Origin of the sequence: Mycobacterium asiaticum (assembly GCF_001673635.1) — a bacterium.
In the GTDB taxonomy this organism is placed as follows: Bacteria; Actinomycetota; Actinomycetes; order Mycobacteriales; family Mycobacteriaceae; genus Mycobacterium; species Mycobacterium asiaticum_C.
The window spans coordinates 23,784-40,003 of sequence record NZ_LZMH01000004.1 but is presented as its reverse complement, the minus strand read 5'-3'; the positions used below and the strand labels follow the sequence as shown (position 1 = coordinate 40,003).

Below are 16,220 nucleotides of genomic sequence, written 5' to 3'. Positions count from 1 at the left end.
CCCACCGCCGCGCACATGCGCACAGATCCCACCCAACGCCGCAAACCACAACTGCGCCAACCGCGCAACCCGCTCACCGTCCAAAACCGACGGCGCCCACATCCAATCGGCGTGCAGCTGGGGGCCGGCGGGGGTGTCGACGGTGGCGGCATTTACTTCGACGTTGTGCGGCAACGTGATTGGCAGGCCCGCGTTGCTGTCGGCGAGCCGGGGTCCGATACTCCAGCCTGCCCCGGTAGCCGGTGCGGGCGCACCCAACCGGCCCAGGTAGTTGAAGCCGATCGACGGGTCCGGCCCGTCCAGATCGACATCGGTGTTCAGATAACGCAACAACCCGTACGTCAAACCATCCGGCAGCGCTCGCAACTGCTCCTTGGCGGCCTTGACCACCGCACCCAGCGCCGTTTCGCCCGCCACCACCTGCGCCCAGTCCAGCCCACCGACACGCAACGACACCGGGTGCTTGGTGGTGAACCAGCCCACGGTGCTGGATAGATCGAGCGCCCGGCCCAGTTCTTCGTGCCGACCGTGGCCCTCGACGTCGATGACGACCGCCTCGGCATCATCCAGAAACTCGTTCCAGGCCAACGCAAACGCGATCAACAGGATGTCCTGGACACCGGCGTGGAAGGCGACCGGCACTCGGCTCAGCAATTGCCGGGTCTGCTCGGTGTCCAGTCGCACCACCAAATGGCCGGCGGTGGCGAAGGTGTCGGTGTCCGGCCGGACGGCGGGCAACGCCGCCGGCGCCGCCAGGATCTGCCGCCACGCGGCGGCCTGGGCGACGACGGCGGGCAGCTGCGCGTGCGCGTGCAGCAGCGCGGCCCACCGCTGGAACGATGTGCCGCCAGCCGGCAGCTCCACATCCCGCCCGCTCTGACGCTGCTTCCAGGCGATGTTCAGGTCGCTCAGCAGGATTCGCCAGGACACCCCGTCGACGGCAAGGTGATGGATGACCAGGGCCAGCTGCCCGGTGTCACCGCACCACAGCGCGCTCAGGGTGCGTCCGCGCTCTGGATCCAAACGTGCCCTGGCCTGCGCGAGCACCCAGTCGCTCAATGCGGCGACCTCGTGCAGACATTCGCGGGCCGTCACCGAACCCGGTTGCGGCACCGTCATTCCCGTCGGGCCAGCCTGCAACCGCAGCATGGCGTGCCGATCCAGCAGCGCCTGCACCATCGCGGCTACGTCGGCCGCGTCGGCCCCGTCCGGTGCCTGCAGCACCATCGTCTGATTGAACCGGTCGACTGGGCCGTCCAGCTGCTGCAGCCAGCACATGATCGGGGTCGGCAATATGTCGCCGAACCCCTCGTCGACGATGTCGGCTTCGCCGTCACCGCGATGCGCGGCCTGGGCAACCTTGGCGACGGTTTGTTCGACGAAAATGTCGCGTGGCCTGCAGATCACACCGGCGGCCCGGGCGCGGGCCACCACCTGCATCGCCAGAATGCTGTCCCCGCCCAACTCGAAGAACGGCTCGTCGACGCCCACGCGGTCGAGCCCGAGCACGTCGGCGTAGATCTGGGCCAGGACCTCCTCGGTCGCGTTGCCGGGATCCCGGTGGTGGCGGCGGTATTCCGGCGCCGGCAGCGCTTGGGCATTCAGCTTGCCGTTGACCGTCAGCGGCAACATGTCGAGTTGCACCACCGCCGCGGGAACCATGTAGGCCGGCAACTGTTCGGCCAGTGCGCTGCGGACGTCGGCCGGGTCGAAACTTCCGGTGGCGTAACCGATCAGGCGCTTGTCCCCGGGCCGGTCTTCCCTGGCGATCACCGCCGCCTGCGTCACCCCCGGGACGGCGGCCAGCGCGGCGTGTACCTCCGCCAGCTCGATGCGGTACCCGCGAATCTTGACCTGCTCGTCCGCGCGCCCGAGGTAGTCGAGTTGTCCGTCGCTGCGCCAGCGGACCAGGTCGCCGGTGCGATACATGCGCTGGCCCGGCGTGAATGGGCAGGCGACGAAACGCGCCGCGGTCAACGGTGCCCGCAGCCAGTAGCCGATGCCCACTCCGCGGCCGGCCACATAGAGCTCACCCATCACGCCGGGCGGCACGGGACGCAACCAGTCGTCGAGCACGAACAGTGCCGCGCCGGACACCGGTGACCCGATCGGGGGCGGACCTACGTCGGGGGTCAGCGGCGCGCTCATCGCGGCGTACACGGTGGTCTCGGTGGGACCATAGGCGTTGACCACCACCCGGCCGGGTGCCCAGCGATCCACCACCGCGGTCGGACAGGCTTCCCCGCCCACCACCAGCGCCATGGCGTCAAGTCCTTCGGTCGCCAATACCCCAACCGCAGAGGGTGTTTGGGTCAACACATCGATGTGTTCGGTGACCAACACTGCGTGAAAGTCGATCGGCGAGCCGGCCACGTCTTCCGGGACGACGACCAGCCGGCCGCCGAACAGCAAGGTGCCCCAGATCTCCCAGACCGAGACGTCGAACGAATAAGAATGCCACTGGGTCGCCGCGAACGGTCTTGCGGTGGTACGGGTTTCGAAGAAACCCGTGACGCGGAGCAGCCGGGTTACGTTGCTGTGCGTGATGGCCACGCCCTTGGGAACACCGGTGGTGCCGGAGGTGTAGATCAGGTAGGCGATGTCGCTCGCGCTCGGCGCGGGCAGGGCTGTCGCGGGACATGCCAGGATCGCGGGATCGGCGACGTCGATCACCGGCAGGGCGTATCCGTCCAGCCGGCGGGCCCACTGGGCGGTGGTGAGCGCGACCGCAGGTGCCGCATCGGCGATCATGAACGCGATCCGGGCCGTCGGTAACGCCGGGTCGACCGGAACGTATGCCGCGCCCGTCTTCAGTACCGCCGTCATCGCCACGATAGCCTCAGCACAACGCGAGAACATCAACACCACCCGCGCCGACGGCCCGACCTTGAGGCCGGAAAGCTTGTGCGCCAACCGGTTCGAGGCCTCGTCCAGTTCGCGGTAGGTCCAGGAACGCCCGGCGCAGGTCATGGCGACCGCGGTGGGGGTGCGTGCGACCTGAGCGGCCCACGCCGACGGAATGGATATCGCGGGGGGTGCGGGTTGGGTCAGCACCGCCCGGTTTCCCCAGCGGTCCAGCCGAGCACGCTCGTCGGCATCAAGGATGTCGACGGACGACAACCGGCGGTTGGGGTAAGCCGTCACCGAATCCAGCACCGTCGCCAATCGCCGCACCAGCGACTCGATGCCGGCTGCGTCGAAGACGTCGGTGCGGAACTCCACCGTCCCGCCGATCCCGTCGGGCTCGCCGCCGTCGCCGAAACGCTCCGCCAGCGAGAAGGCCAGATCCATGCGGGCGGTGTGCGTATCGACGGGAACCGGGGTGACGTCGAGGTCACCCAGTGCAAGTTTCGGCGGGATGTTGTTTTGCCAAGCCAGCATTACCTGCACCAGCGGGTGATGAGTCAACGAGCGGGCCGGATTGAGCCGCTCGACCAGCACTTCGAACGGCACATCCTGGTTTTCGTAGGCGGCCAGACTGCGCGCTCGCACCCGGTTCAGCAATTCGGCGAAGGTCGGATCTCCGGTGAGGTCGACGCGCAGCACCAGCGTGTTGACAAAGAACCCGACCGCGCCATCGAGTGCCGGATCACCACGACCGGCGATGGGAAAGCCGATCGGAACATCGGTGGTGCCGGCGAGACGCGATAGCAGCAACGCCAGCGCGGCCTGCACCAGCATGAAACTGGTCACGCCGTGGGCGTGGGCAACCGTGTGTATCCGCTGCTGCAAGTCCGCCGGGTAGTCCACCACGATCTTGTCGCCGCGATGGTCGGCAACCAAGGGATAAGGACGGTCGGTGGGCAGGTCCAGATGTGGCGCAAGCGTGGCCAGCGCGTCCTGCCAATACTCCAGTTGGGTCGCCAGGGGCCCGCTGTGGTCGTCCGGATCACCGAGGCTGGCCCGCTGCCACAGCGTGTAATCGGCGTATTGCAAGGCCGGTTCGGCCCAGTCCGGGGCTCTTCCCGCGCATCGGCTGACATACGCCGCCCCGAGGTCCGCGGCCAGCACACCCACCGACCAGCCGTCTCCGGCGATGTGGTGCACCACGATCGCGAGCATATGCTCGCGATCGCCGGTCCGAAAAAGTGTTGCTCGCAAGGGAATTTCGGTTACCAGGTCGAAGCTGCGCCGCGCTGTCTCGGCGATCGCCTGCTCCTGCCGGTCCGCCGGCCAGTCGGCGGCGTCCAGAATTTGCCAACCGAAGTCGGCGCCCTCGCTGGCAAGCACAACCTGTTGCGGTACCCCGTCGACCGCGGGGAACACGGTGCGAAGGCTTTCGTGCCGGGCTATCACGTCGGTCAGCGCCGCACGAAGTGCGCCGGTGTCGAGGTCTCCGCTCAACCGCAGAGCCACCGCCATGTTGTAAAGCGGTGTGGGGCCCTGGAATTGATCGATGATCCACAATCGGTTCTGGGCGAACGACAGCGGTAACACCGCGGGCCGCTCGGCGGCGGTCAGCGGCAGCGGGCGTCGCCCGCCCGCCGCGATCCGAGGCACTAACTGGGTGATCGCCGGAGCGTCGAACAACGTACGGACCGTGACCGCTGCACCCAGGGCGGCGTTGATCGCGGCGGTGACCCGCATGGCCATCAGCGAATCCCCGCCCAGGTCGAAGAACGACTCATCGACCCCGACCCGTGGCAGGCCCAGCACGTGCGCATAGATGCCGGCGATGATCTCTTCGGTGGGAGTAGCCGGGGCGCGGTAGTTTTCGCCGTCCTGGTACTGCGGTGCCGGGAGTGCGTCGGTGTCGAGCTTGCCGTTGACCGTCAGTGGTAACGCATCCACCACGACGACGGCGGGCACTAAATAAGAGGGCAGGCGTTCGGCGAGTTCGGCGCGCGCCTTGGCGGGTGCGACGGCACCGGGAACCGTCGGGGTGACGTAACCGACCAGGCGCTTGTCGCCGGGGCGGTCCTCACGGGCGACCACGACCGCCTGCTTGACCCCGTCCAGGGCACCCAGCGCTGCCTGCACCTCCCCCAATTCGATGCGGTAGCCCCGGATTTTGACCTGTTCGTCGGCCCGGCCGACGTACTGTAGCTGTCCGTCGGGACGCCAGCACACCAGATCCCCGGTGCGGTACATCCGCCGGCCCGGTGCCCCTGAGCCGCCGAACGGACAGGCCACGAACCGCGACGCGGTCAATCCGGCTCGGCGTAGATACCCGTATCCGACCCCAGCACCGGCCACGTAGAGTTCGCCCACCACCCCGGGCGGTACCGGACGCAGCCACTCGTCCAAGACGAATAGCGCCGCCCCGTGGACCGGCGACCCGATCGGCACCGCCCCCGCCCCGGCGGTCAGGGGCGCGCTCAAAGCGACGTAGATCGTCGTTTCGGTCGGTCCGTAGGCGTTGACCAGTACCCGGCCCGGTGCCCAGCGATCCACCACCTCGGCCGGACAGGGTTCACCGCCCATCAGTACCGCAACCGATTCCAGCTGCTCGGGCGCCAAAAGTCCGACCGCAGAAGGTGTCTGCGTCAGCACATTGACACCCTCGGATACCAGGAGGTCCGCGAACGCCGGCGGCGAGGACGCCGCCGATTCGGGTACGACGACCAGCCTGCCGCCGCGTAGCAGGGCTCCCCAGATTTCCCACACCGAGAAGTCGAAGACGTACGAATGCCAGTGCGACCACACCTGGTCGGCTGCAGGGGGCAGCCCGGCATCCAGCGACATGATCAGCTGGGTGAGGTTGCGATGGCAAATGGCAACGCCTTTGGGCACCCCGGTGGTGCCGGAGGTGTAGATGACGTAGGCGATCTCGTCGGCGGACGGCACCGGCAAGGACGTCTTCGGGCATGCATCCACGCGCGTGTCTTCGGCGTCGATCACCGTCAGCTCGTGTGCGGCCAGGCGACCGGCCAGACCCGGACCGGTGACCGCGGCGATCGGCGCTGCGTCCCCGATCATGAATTGCACCCGCGCCTCGGGCAGACCCGGATCAAGGGGCAAGTAGGCCGCACCCGTCTTCAGGATGGCCAGGATGGCGACGACGGCCTGCGCCGAACGCTCCATTAACAGGGCCACACACGTTCCGGGACCGGCCCCGGAACGGGCGAGCAAGTGCGACAGACGATTCGCGGCCTCTTCGATCTCGAGGTAGGTCCATGAGCGGCCATCGCAGGCGACTGCCACCGCCGCAGGGGTATGGGACACCTGGGTGGCCCACACCGCGGGAACCGATTCCGCCGCGGGTGCTGGGCTGGTCAGCGCGGCCCGGTTGCCCCACCGCGCGAGCCGCTCATGCTCGGCGGCGTCGAGTAGATCGATCGACGAGAGCCGCCGGCCCGGATCTGCGGTGGCGGCGGTCAGCACCGTCGCAAGCCGCGCGACCAGTGTCTCGATGGTGGTCGCGTCGAACACGTCGGTGCGAAACTCCACCCGCCCACCGATGCCGGCCAACTCACCGGTGTCCGTGACGCGCTCCACCAAGGAGAGCGCCAAATCCATGCGGGCGGTGTGGGTGTCGACCGGTATGGGCGTGATCTGCAGGTCCCCCGCGACCAGGCCGGTGGTCGGGTCGTTGTTCTGCCAGTTCAGCATTACCTGGATCAGCGGATGATGGGTGCGCGAACGGGGTGGGTTGAGCCGGTCGACGAGCACCTCGAAGGGCACGTCCTGGTGCTCGTAGGCGGCCAGGCTCCGGGACCGCACCTGGGCGAGCAGCTCGACGAAGGTCGGATCACCGGACAGGTCGACCCGCAGCACCAGGGTGTTGACGAAGAAGCCCACCAGCGCGTCGAGCGCGGCGTCACTACGACCGGCGATCGGGAAGCCCACCGCCACATCGGGACTGGCGCTCAGCCGGGACAGCAGCAGGGCGAGGGCTGCCTGCACCACCATGAAGCTGGTCGCGTTGTGGGCGCGGCCGAGGTCACGGATGCGCCGCTGCACGTCCGCGGGCCACTCGACGACGATCTGGTCGCCGTGATGGTCGGCAACCGCCGGGTACGGGCGATCGGTCGGCAACTCCACGCGTTGCGGCATCGCCGCGAGCGCGGTCTCCCAGTACCGCACCTGAGCGGCCAGCGGGCTGCTCTGATCGGTCAGATCGCCGAGGTTTTCCCGCTGCCACAGCGTGTAATCGATGTATTGCACCGGTAAGTCGGTCCAGTCCGGAGGCTGCCCCGCACACCGGCTGGTGAAGGCGACGATGACATCACTGGCCAGCACGCCGATCGACCAGCCGTCCCCGGCAATATGGTGGACGACGACGACCAATACGTGCTCTTCCTCGCTGACCTTGAAAAGGTTTGCACGAAAAGGGATTTCGGTCGCCAGATCGAAGCAGCCGCGTGCCGTCTCCTCGATGGCCGCCTTGAGGTTCTCCGCCGAGGATCCCGTTGCGTCGATCACCCGCCAGCCGAGGTCGGCCCTTGCCTGCGGAATCACCACCTGGCGGGGCACACCGTCGACGGCCGAGAACACGGTGCGCAGGCTTTCGTGGCGTCCCACCACATCTTTCACCGCCGCTGCCAAGGCTTCGGTGTCGAGCCGCCCCTGTAACCGCAGCGCCACCGCACGGTTGTAGACCGGTGATGCCCCCTGGAGTTGGTCGATGAACCACAGCCGGCTCTGCGCGAACGACAGCGGCACCACCCCCGGTCGTGGCACCGCACGCAACGGCCTGAGCCGACCTGAATCCCCCGCGATGCGCGAGGCCAGTTGCGCGACGGTCGGCGCGTCGAACAGGGCGCCCACCCGCAGATCGGCACCCAAGGTGGCGTTGACCGCCACGATCACCCGCATCGCCGACAGGGAATCCCCGCCCAGGTCGAAGAAGGAGTCGTCGACGCCGACCAACCGGTGTGACTCGACACCGAGCACCTGGGCGAAGATGTCCGCCAGGACCTTCTCGATGGAGCCGGTACGGCTGTTCGCGTCCTCTGGTTCCGGCGATGCCCCGGTATCGGGTTCGCCTCGCAGCGTTGTCATATTGCCGCCAAAACCCCCGGACGGCCGAGAACTCAGGCGCCCGTACCCTGTGCCAACCTGTCCCGCAGGCTCCTGGGCCGGATATCAGTCCAGTTCTGCTCAACGTATTCCAGGCAGGCCACCCGATCCGCCTCGCCGTAAACCACCCGCCAACCGGCCGGAATGTCGGCGAATGTCGGCCAAAGGCTGTGCTGCTCCTCGTCGTTGATCAACACGAAGAAGCGCCCGTTGTCGTCATCGAACGGATTGTTACTCACTCGTACTCCTAACCACCCAGCTAGATGGGTCAAGCGCAAGACCAGCGAGCGCGGAACCGTCATGCGATCACGGACCGGCGTCGTCAACATAGCATCGGTGACCTGCAATTCGGCACCAACCCAAGCCCCCGAATAGTTCGGAACGCGTACCCGATCAGCGAATCTCACGGCAGACGTTCATGTCCCGGTGTTGCGCGTCGACCTCCCCATTCCGTCCGCCCGGCGGGTGGCCGGGCGATATACCCAGGCTGCGTGCCGGAACTTGCGACTTGCTCGCGAAGTGTTTGCGAAATTCTTGCGTCCGCACGACCGGCGGCCTGACCAGACCGCGAAAGCGCTTGATCCCTTCGGAGTTTCGGTTCCGCCGCGTAGCGAAGTCCGGCGGCGCCGGACCGCCTTAAAATTCGATACTCAAAAATGCCGCCAATTGCGCGGATAATCCCGGCTATCAGCACAAATGAGGAGTGCACCATGTCCACTACCGCCGCGTCCGCCAAACCCTACAAACTTCTGCAACTGGCACTCGTACTGTTCGGTGCGGTGATGCTGCTCGTCTACCCGCTTGCGGTGATCTGGCCGTCGGGCTGGGCCTGGCACCCCGGGCCGCCCCACCACTCGGACTACTTCATGATGATCGTCGGCGTGTACGCCACGCTCGGGGTATTTCTGATCAACGCCGCGCGGCACCCGGCGAACCATCTGAGCCTGATCTGGTTCGCGGTTTGGTCCAGCCTGGTGCACGCGGTGATCATGGCGGTCGAATCGTTCCACGGCGACCACCAGATGGGGCACCTGTGGGGTGACGTCGCGGCGCTGCTACTGGTGTCCGCCGTCCTGGCGGCACTGGTCCAGGCTTCCGGTCTCAGTGGGAATCGGAATTCACCGACTCCTCCGGAGTCCAGGCCGGCGGTTGCCCCGGGCGACCGGGGAACAGGTAATCGATGAAAGCCGCTGCCGTGGGCTGTGGTTCGTGATTGGCCAGCCCCGGCCGCTCGTTGGCTTCGATGAACACATACTCGGTGCCGGTGACATCGGGCACGAGTAGATCGATGCCGGTAACCGGGATGCCGATGGCCTCGGCGGCTGCCACCGCAACCCGGCACAGCTCCGGGTTCACCTGTGCGGTGACATCGTGGATCGTCCCACCCTGATGCAGATTGGCGGTGTGCCGGACGCGCAGCCTGGTTCCCTGTGGCAGCACATCGTCCAGACCCCAACCCGATTCGGCGACGGTCGCCTCGGTGATCTCGTCGATCGGTATCCGCGACTCGCCTCCGGTGGCCGCTGAACGGCGCCGGCTCTCGGACGCGATCAGGTCCCGGATGCTGTGCTCTCCGGTGCCGATGACTTCCGGCGGCATCCGCAACGCCGCGGCGACGACCCGGCCGTCGATCACCACCAGGCGCAGGTCGTCGCCCTTCATTCGCTGCTCGATCAGGACCTCGGGGTGTTGTTCCCGGGCCCGCGCCAGGGCGGCCGCCAGTTCGCCGGGGCCGTTCTCGGCGGTGACCCCGACGGTGATGCCCTTGCCCTGCTCTCCTCGGGTGGGTTTGACGACGACCTCACCCACCTCGGTCAGGAATTCGTAGTCGGCGTCGTCGAAGGTGGCCAACCGGGCGCGGGCCACGTTGATGCCGACATCGGCGACGAGTCGTCTCGTCAGGCGCTTGTCGTCGCAGCGGCACATGGCGACCGCGGAGGTGAACTCCGACAGCGACTCCCGGGTGATCACGCTGCGCCCGCCGTGGGAAAGGCGTATCTCGCCGGTCTCGGCGTCGAGCACCTCCACCCAGATACCGCGGCGCAGGGCCTCATCGGCGATGATCCGGGCGTAGGGGTTGAGGTCGTCGATCGTCTCCGGCGGCGGGGTGAACAGCGGCTCGTTGATCGCGTTCTTGCGCTTGATCGCCAGCACCGGGACACGGCGGAAACCCAGCTTCTCGTAAAGGCCGATGGCTGCGGCATTGTCGTGCGCGACGGACAGATCCATGTAGGCGCGGCCCTTGCGGCGGAAGTGGTCGGCCAGCGCGCGGGTCAGCGCTTCACCCAGCCCGGGCAACCCGGCCGCCGGGTCCACCGCCAGGCTCCACAAGCTGGACCCCTCTTCCGGATCGGAGAACAGGATCTCGTGGTCGATGCCGGTGACCGTGCCCACCACCGCCCCGTCGTCGTCCCGCACCGCAACCAGGTACGTCAGCGCTTCCACATGCTGATGGTTGTGCCAGATCGTCTCGACCGGCGCCGGCACCATTCCGCAGCGGACATAGACGCGATTCATCGCGTCGGCCTCGCTCTCGTCACGCAGCGTGCGCACCGTGGCGGCGGGCGGCGACGGTACCGCCTCATCCTCGGTGCCGGTGAAGCGGAGGCGATAGGTGTGGCTGGGATCGATGAAAAGCTCGGCCGAGGCCCCGGCGACCACGACGTGGGATTCGCGGGCGTAGATGCAGATGTCGCGCCGCCCGACCGCCTCTTGCCGCAACACCTCGGCCAGCGTGTCGGAGTCGGCGAAGGTCTGCCCGAAAATGATTCGGCCCCAACCCAATTCGAGCGTGACATTCTTTTTCATGGCGGCCACCAGGTCCGGCGGCGACGCGTCGTGCAGAGCCAGCGTGATGGCTTCGGTGTGTTCCTCGTGTTCGTCGTGTTCGTCGTGTTGCGGGGCGGGATCGTTGGTGCTCATGCCGCGGCACCCGTGACGCCGTGCTGCTGCAGCCACATCTCGAGTAGCGCGATCTGCCAGAGCTCGTTGCCGCGCAGCGGGGTCAACCTCCGGTTCGGATCGGCCAGCAGCGCCTCGACCGCGTCGGCGCGAAACAGGCCGCGTTCCTTGGCGACCGGTGCGTAGAGGGCGTCGCGGACCATGTCGAGATAGGGGCCTTCGAGGTGGGTCAGGGCAGGGACCGGGAAGTAGCCCTTGGGGCGATCGATCACCGCGGACGGGATGACCCGGCGGGCAGCCTGTTTCAGGACGCCCTTGCCGTCGTGGGCAATCTTCAGCTCCGGCGGGCAGGTCGCCGCCAGCTCGACCAACTCGTGGTCGAGGAACGGTACCCGCCCTTCCAAACCCCAGGCCATGGTCATGTTGTCCACTCGCTTCACCGGATCGTCGACCAGCATCACCGTGGTGTCGAGCCGCAGCGCCCGGTCGATGCCGCTATCGGCATGCGCCCTGGCGAAATGTTCGGCCACAAATCGCTCGCTGGGATCATCGGCCGCGACCATCTCCGGCGTCAGCAACGCGCGCACGCCCGCCGCGTCGCGGTCGAAGAAGGCCTTGCGGTACGTCGCCACGGCGCCCTCGAGGTTGCCGGCGGCCGGGCCGCCCATCGGCGGGTACCAGTGGTAACCGGCAAACACCTCGTCGGCACCCTGACCGGACTGGACGACCTTCACGTGCCGCGCGACTTCCTGACTGAGCAGGTAGAACGCCACACAGTCGTGACTGACCATCGGCTCGCTCATCGCGCCGATCGCGCCCGCGAGCGCCGGCAGCATCCGCTCGGTTCCGATCCGGATCTGGTGGTGATTGGTGTCGAAACGCTCGGCCACGATGTCAGACCACTTGAACTCGTCGCCCTCGACGCCGCCCGCCGACTCGAAGCCGATGGAGAACGTGGACAGGCCGTGCTGGCCGGCCTCGGCGAGCAGGCCGACGATCAGGCTGGAGTCCACGCCCCCGGACAGCAGGCAGCCGACCGGCACATCGGCGACCAGGCGCCGCTTCACGGCGGTGCGCAAGGACTCCAGCACCGCGTCTTCCCAGTCGGTTTCCGTCCAGTCGGAGCGGTCGGCGCGCCGAGTGAAGTCAGGCGTCCAGTAGGTGGTGCTGTTGCGCCGACCGTCGGGTTCGATCGCGAGCAGCGACGCCGGCGGAATTTTGCGGACGCCCCGCAAGATGGTTAGCGGAGCCGGCACCACCGAGTGGAACGTCATGTAGTGGTGCAGCGCGACCTTGTCGATCCGGGTGTCCACGCCGCCACCGGCCAGCAACGCCGGCAGCGAGGACGCGAACCGGATCCGGTGGTCGTCCTCCGCCAGGTACAGCGGCTTGATACCCAGCCGGTCGCGGCCCAGCAGCACCCGGCCGGTGTCCCGCTCGGCGATGGCGAAAGCGAACATGCCCATCAGGTGGCTGACGAAGTCGTCGCCCCACCGGTGATAGGCCTTCAGCAGCACCTCGCTGTCGCTGTGCGAGAAGAACCGGTAGCCGTGTCCCTCAAGCTCGGATCGCAGCTCCTTGTAGTTGTAGATGCACCCGTTCCAGGCAATCGTCAGGCCCAGCTCGGCGTCCACCATGGGCTGAGCACCCGCCTCGGACAGGTCGATGATGCTAAGGCGGCGATGTCCCAGCGCTACCCGGCCCTGGGACCAGGAACCCGCCCCGTCGGGTCCCCGGGGCGACAGCACGGCAGCCATCGCTGCCACTGCTGCCACATCGGGCACCTGGCCATCAAGTCGCACTTCACCAGCGGCTCCACACACAATTTCGACGATACGGGGGTCGCCGCAGAGATGCGCGCGGTGGGCGAGATGTACCGTTCGAACGTGCAGGTAGACCTGATGACCGTCCCTCAGCCCTTGACGCGGATCGGCGATGTCGCCAAACGTGCGCAGGCCGCCGGGTTCTCCGGTCTGCTGTTCACCGAAACCGGGCGTACCGCCGACCTCAACGCGGCCGTCGCCGCCACCGCGGCACCGGGCCTGGCCCTGTCCACCGGCGTGGCGGTCGCCTTCCCGCGCAGTCCGTTCGTGACCGCCGCCACCGCGTGGGAGCTGCAGGAGGCGAGCAACGGCAACTTCCGGCTGGGCCTCGGCACGCAGGTGCGCACCCACGTCGTGCGTCGCTACGGGATGGCGTTCGAGCGTCCCGGTCCGCGGCTGCGGGACTACGTGCGCGCCGTGAAGGCCTGCTTCACCGCGTTCCGGACGGGCAAACTCGACCATCACGGCGAGTTCTATCAACTGGACTTCATCACGCCGCAGTGGAGCGCCGGGCCGATCGAAGCGCCCGACCCGAAGGTTGACGTTGCGGCGGTCAACCCGTGGATGTTGCGCATGGCCGGCGAAGTCGCGGACGGGGTCCACGTGCATCCCCTCGGCGAACCCGGGTATCTGGCACGTCACGTCGTCCCGAACCTCGCCGCCGGGGCCGAGAGGTCGGGCCGCTTGGCGTCCGACGTCGCGGTCATCGTGCCGGTTATGACGATCGTCGGCGACACCGACGAAGAGCGCCACAGTGAGCGGGAGCTGGTGCGCTCCAGCCTCAGCTTCTACGCGAGCACACCCAATTACGCGTTCATCCTGGACGAGGCCGGATTCGAGGGCACCACCGCCCGCCTCCGCGAACGGCAGAAGGCGGGCGACTTCGCGGGGATGGCCGCCCAGATCAGCGACGACCACATCGCCGCCTTCGCCACCGAATCGACCTGGGACGGCCTGGCGGACGCGCTGGCCGACAAGTACGCGGACACCGCCACTCGGCTGGTGCTGTACAACGCGCTGGGCGATTCGGAGCGTTTCGAACGGTACGGCGAGATCGCGCGACGCATATCGGCCGGCTGAACGGCTATACGCTGAGGGCAAATGCCTGTGCTTCTCCGAGAGGTAGCGAAATGCCTGCACCCACCGCCGAGGTCTTTGACCGCCTGCGTCAACTCGCCGCGATCAAGGACGTCTCCGAGCGCCCGACCAAGACGATCGACGAGGTCTTCACCGGCAAACCGCTGACCACGATCCCGATCGGGACGGCCGACGACGTCGCGGCGGCGTTCGCCGAGGCCCGGGCGGCGCAGACGGAATGGGCCAAACGCCCGGTCGCCGAGCGGATCGAGATCATCAGCCGGTACCGCGACCTGGTCATCGAGAACCGCGACTTCCTGATGGATTTGCTGCAGGCCGAGGCCGGCAAGGCCCGGTGGGCGGCGCAGGAGGAAATCGTCGACCTGATGGCGAACGCGAACTACTACGTGCGTGTCGCAGGCGACCTGCTCAAGCCGCAGCAGGTGCAGTCGCTGCTGCCGGCGATCGGTAAGACGACGGTCTGCTACCAGCCCAAGGGAGTGGTCGGCGTGATCTCACCGTGGAACTACCCGATGACCCTGACGGCGTCGGACTCGGTGCCCGCTTTGCTGGCCGGCAACGCTGTGGTGCTGAAGCCGGACAGCCAAACCCCCTACTGTGCGCTAGCCTGTGCGGAGCTGTTGTACAAAGCCGGCCTGCCGCGGGCGCTGTATGCGATCGTGCCGGGTCCCGGCTCGGTGGTGGGTACCGCGATCACCGAGAACTGCGACTACCTGATGTTCACCGGCTCGTCGCAGACCGGCAGTCATCTGGCCGAGCAGGCGGGGCGGCGGCTGATCGGGTTCTCCGCCGAACTCGGCGGGAAGAACGCCATGATCGTGACGCGCGGGGCCAACCTAGGCAAGGCCGCCAAAGCCGCCACCCGCGCCTGCTTCTCCAACGCCGGCCAGTTGTGCATCTCCATTGAGCGGATCTACGTGGAGAAGGACGTCGCCGACGACTTCATCCGCAAGTTCGGCGAAGCCGTGCGCAACATGAAGCTGGGCACCTCCTACGACTTCTCCGTCGACATGGGCAGCATGATCTCGAAGGATCAGCTGGACACCGTCACCGATCACGTGAACGACGCAACATCGAAGGGCGCCACGGTGATTGCGGGCGGCAAAGCGCGACCCGACGTCGGCCCGCTGTTCTACGAGCCGACCGTACTGACCGACGTCACGCCCGAAATGGAATGCGCCGCCAACGAGACGTTCGGGCCGCTGGTCTCGATCTACCCGGTCGCCGACGTGGACGAGGCCGTCGAGAAGGCCAACGACACCGAGTACGGCCTCAATGCCAGCGTGTGGGCCGGCTCTTCTGCAGAAGGTGAGGACATCGCCGCCCGGCTGCGCTCGGGGACGGTGAACGTCAACGAGGGCTACGCGTTCGCCTGGGGCAGTCTCAGCGCGCCGATGGGCGGCATGGGTATCTCCGGGGTCGGCCGCAGGCACGGTCCCGAAGGCCTGCTGAAGTACACCGAATCCCAGACCATCGCCACGGCTCGGGTGTTCAATCTCGATCCGCCGCTCGGCCTTCCGTCGACGCTTTGGCAGAAGTCGCTGTTGCCGATCGTGCGCACCGTGATGAAGCTGCCCGGCCGGAAGTGAGCCGGCCGGCGGAGCATCGCGATGCGCTAAGCCGGCGGCGGCTGTTGCAACTGGTGGGCGGCGGCGCGCTGAGCGGCGTCGTCGCCGGCTGCGCGACCGCACATCCGAGCCTCGGTCCAAGCACGACCAGTGGCGCCGGCCCCTCCCCCACGGCACCTACCAGCGCGGCGCCTGCCCCACCGCCTGTACCGGCTCCGGCGCCGGCCGCCACCTCGGCAGCGCTACTGTGCCGGGACGCCTGGGGAGCCCGACCGCCACGTCCGGGTGGCACACCGCACACCATCACCCGGTTGACGCTGCACCACTCGGGCGTCGTACTGGGCGACAACCGCAACGCGCCCGGCCGGCTGCGTCAACACCAGCGCTATCACCAAGACCAGCACGGGTGGATCGACATCGCGTATCACGTCAGCGTCGACCGCAACGGCAACATCTACGAGTTGCGGGCAACGGAGTTGGTGGGCGACACGGCTACGGACTACGACCCGACCGGCCACTTCCTCGTGCTGTGCGAGGGCGACTTCGACTCCGAATCCGTTCCCGAACCACAACTGCGCGGGACCGCCGTCGTATTCGCATGGGCCGCACAAAGATTCGGTGTTTCCACGGACACCCTGGCCAGCCACCGGGACTTCGCACCGACGACTTCTTGTCCAGGGGCGAACCTGTACGCCCACCTCACTTCGGGAAGCCTGAAGCGGCGCATCGATGGCCTACTGGCCGCCGGCCCGGTGGATCTGCAACGGAGTTGCGGCGCGTCCGCGGCCGAGGTCGTCGCCGGAATCGAAGCTGGCCGCTGACCGGGGTGCGCCCGGACCCAGAAAAAACCTACGGACAACCGACAAAC

8 protein-coding genes are annotated in these 16,220 nt (G+C 67.5%); 4 read left to right on the top strand and 4 right to left on the bottom strand.

The features are described from left to right. Nucleotides 1-7,935, bottom strand: a 7,935-nt coding sequence (locus A5645_RS01110; RefSeq protein ID WP_253866823.1) for a non-ribosomal peptide synthetase, incomplete at its 3' end; no start/stop codon positions are given. A 41-nt stretch (nucleotides 7,936-7,976) separates the two neighbouring features. Further along, nucleotides 7,977-8,201 carry an MbtH family protein gene (locus A5645_RS01105; RefSeq protein WP_065128195.1) on the bottom strand — a complete coding sequence of 75 codons (225 nt, stop codon included), beginning with the start codon at nucleotides 8,199-8,201 and terminating at the stop codon, nucleotides 7,977-7,979. A 471-nt stretch (nucleotides 8,202-8,672) separates the two neighbouring features. On the opposite strand from A5645_RS01105, the gene A5645_RS26745 reads away from it, so the two are divergent. After that, the gene (locus A5645_RS26745; RefSeq protein ID WP_065036325.1) at nucleotides 8,673-9,146 is read left to right on the top strand and encodes a DUF6632 domain-containing protein; all 474 of its coding nucleotides are present in this window, start codon (nucleotides 8,673-8,675) and stop codon (nucleotides 9,144-9,146) included. Here the strand turns inward: A5645_RS26745 and ngg are convergent. Further along, complete coding sequence (gene ngg / locus A5645_RS01100; protein WP_065036326.1) at nucleotides 9,064-10,884, bottom strand: N-acetylglutaminylglutamine synthetase; 1,821 nt, start codon at nucleotides 10,882-10,884, stop codon at nucleotides 9,064-9,066. The genes A5645_RS26745 and ngg overlap by 83 nt on opposite strands. Continuing rightward, nucleotides 10,881-12,686: an N-acetylglutaminylglutamine amidotransferase gene (locus tag A5645_RS01095; protein WP_065128194.1), complete on the bottom strand. Its 1,806-nt coding sequence runs from the start codon at nucleotides 12,684-12,686 to the stop codon at nucleotides 10,881-10,883. The genes ngg and A5645_RS01095 overlap by 4 nt, the downstream gene beginning before the upstream one ends. Before the next feature lie 63 nt (nucleotides 12,687-12,749). Here A5645_RS01095 and A5645_RS01090 point away from each other — a divergent pair, with 63 nt between their 5' ends. Genes A5645_RS01090 through A5645_RS01080 form a run of 3 tightly spaced genes read left to right on the top strand, consistent with a single transcriptional unit; the run spans nucleotide 12,750 to nucleotide 16,173 of the window. Then, nucleotides 12,750-13,766 (top strand): TIGR03617 family F420-dependent LLM class oxidoreductase, encoded by a 1,017-nt coding sequence (locus tag A5645_RS01090; RefSeq protein WP_065128199.1) that lies wholly within the window; start codon nucleotides 12,750-12,752, stop codon nucleotides 13,764-13,766. 50 nt (nucleotides 13,767-13,816) lie between these two features. Continuing rightward, complete coding sequence (locus A5645_RS01085) at nucleotides 13,817-15,373, top strand: succinic semialdehyde dehydrogenase (RefSeq protein ID WP_065128193.1); 1,557 nt, start codon at nucleotides 13,817-13,819, stop codon at nucleotides 15,371-15,373. Continuing rightward, nucleotides 15,370-16,173: a peptidoglycan recognition protein family protein gene (locus A5645_RS01080; protein ID WP_253866822.1), complete on the top strand. Its 804-nt coding sequence runs from the start codon at nucleotides 15,370-15,372 to the stop codon at nucleotides 16,171-16,173. The genes A5645_RS01085 and A5645_RS01080 overlap by 4 nt, the downstream gene beginning before the upstream one ends. The last annotated feature ends 47 nt before the right edge of the window (nucleotides 16,174-16,220 follow it).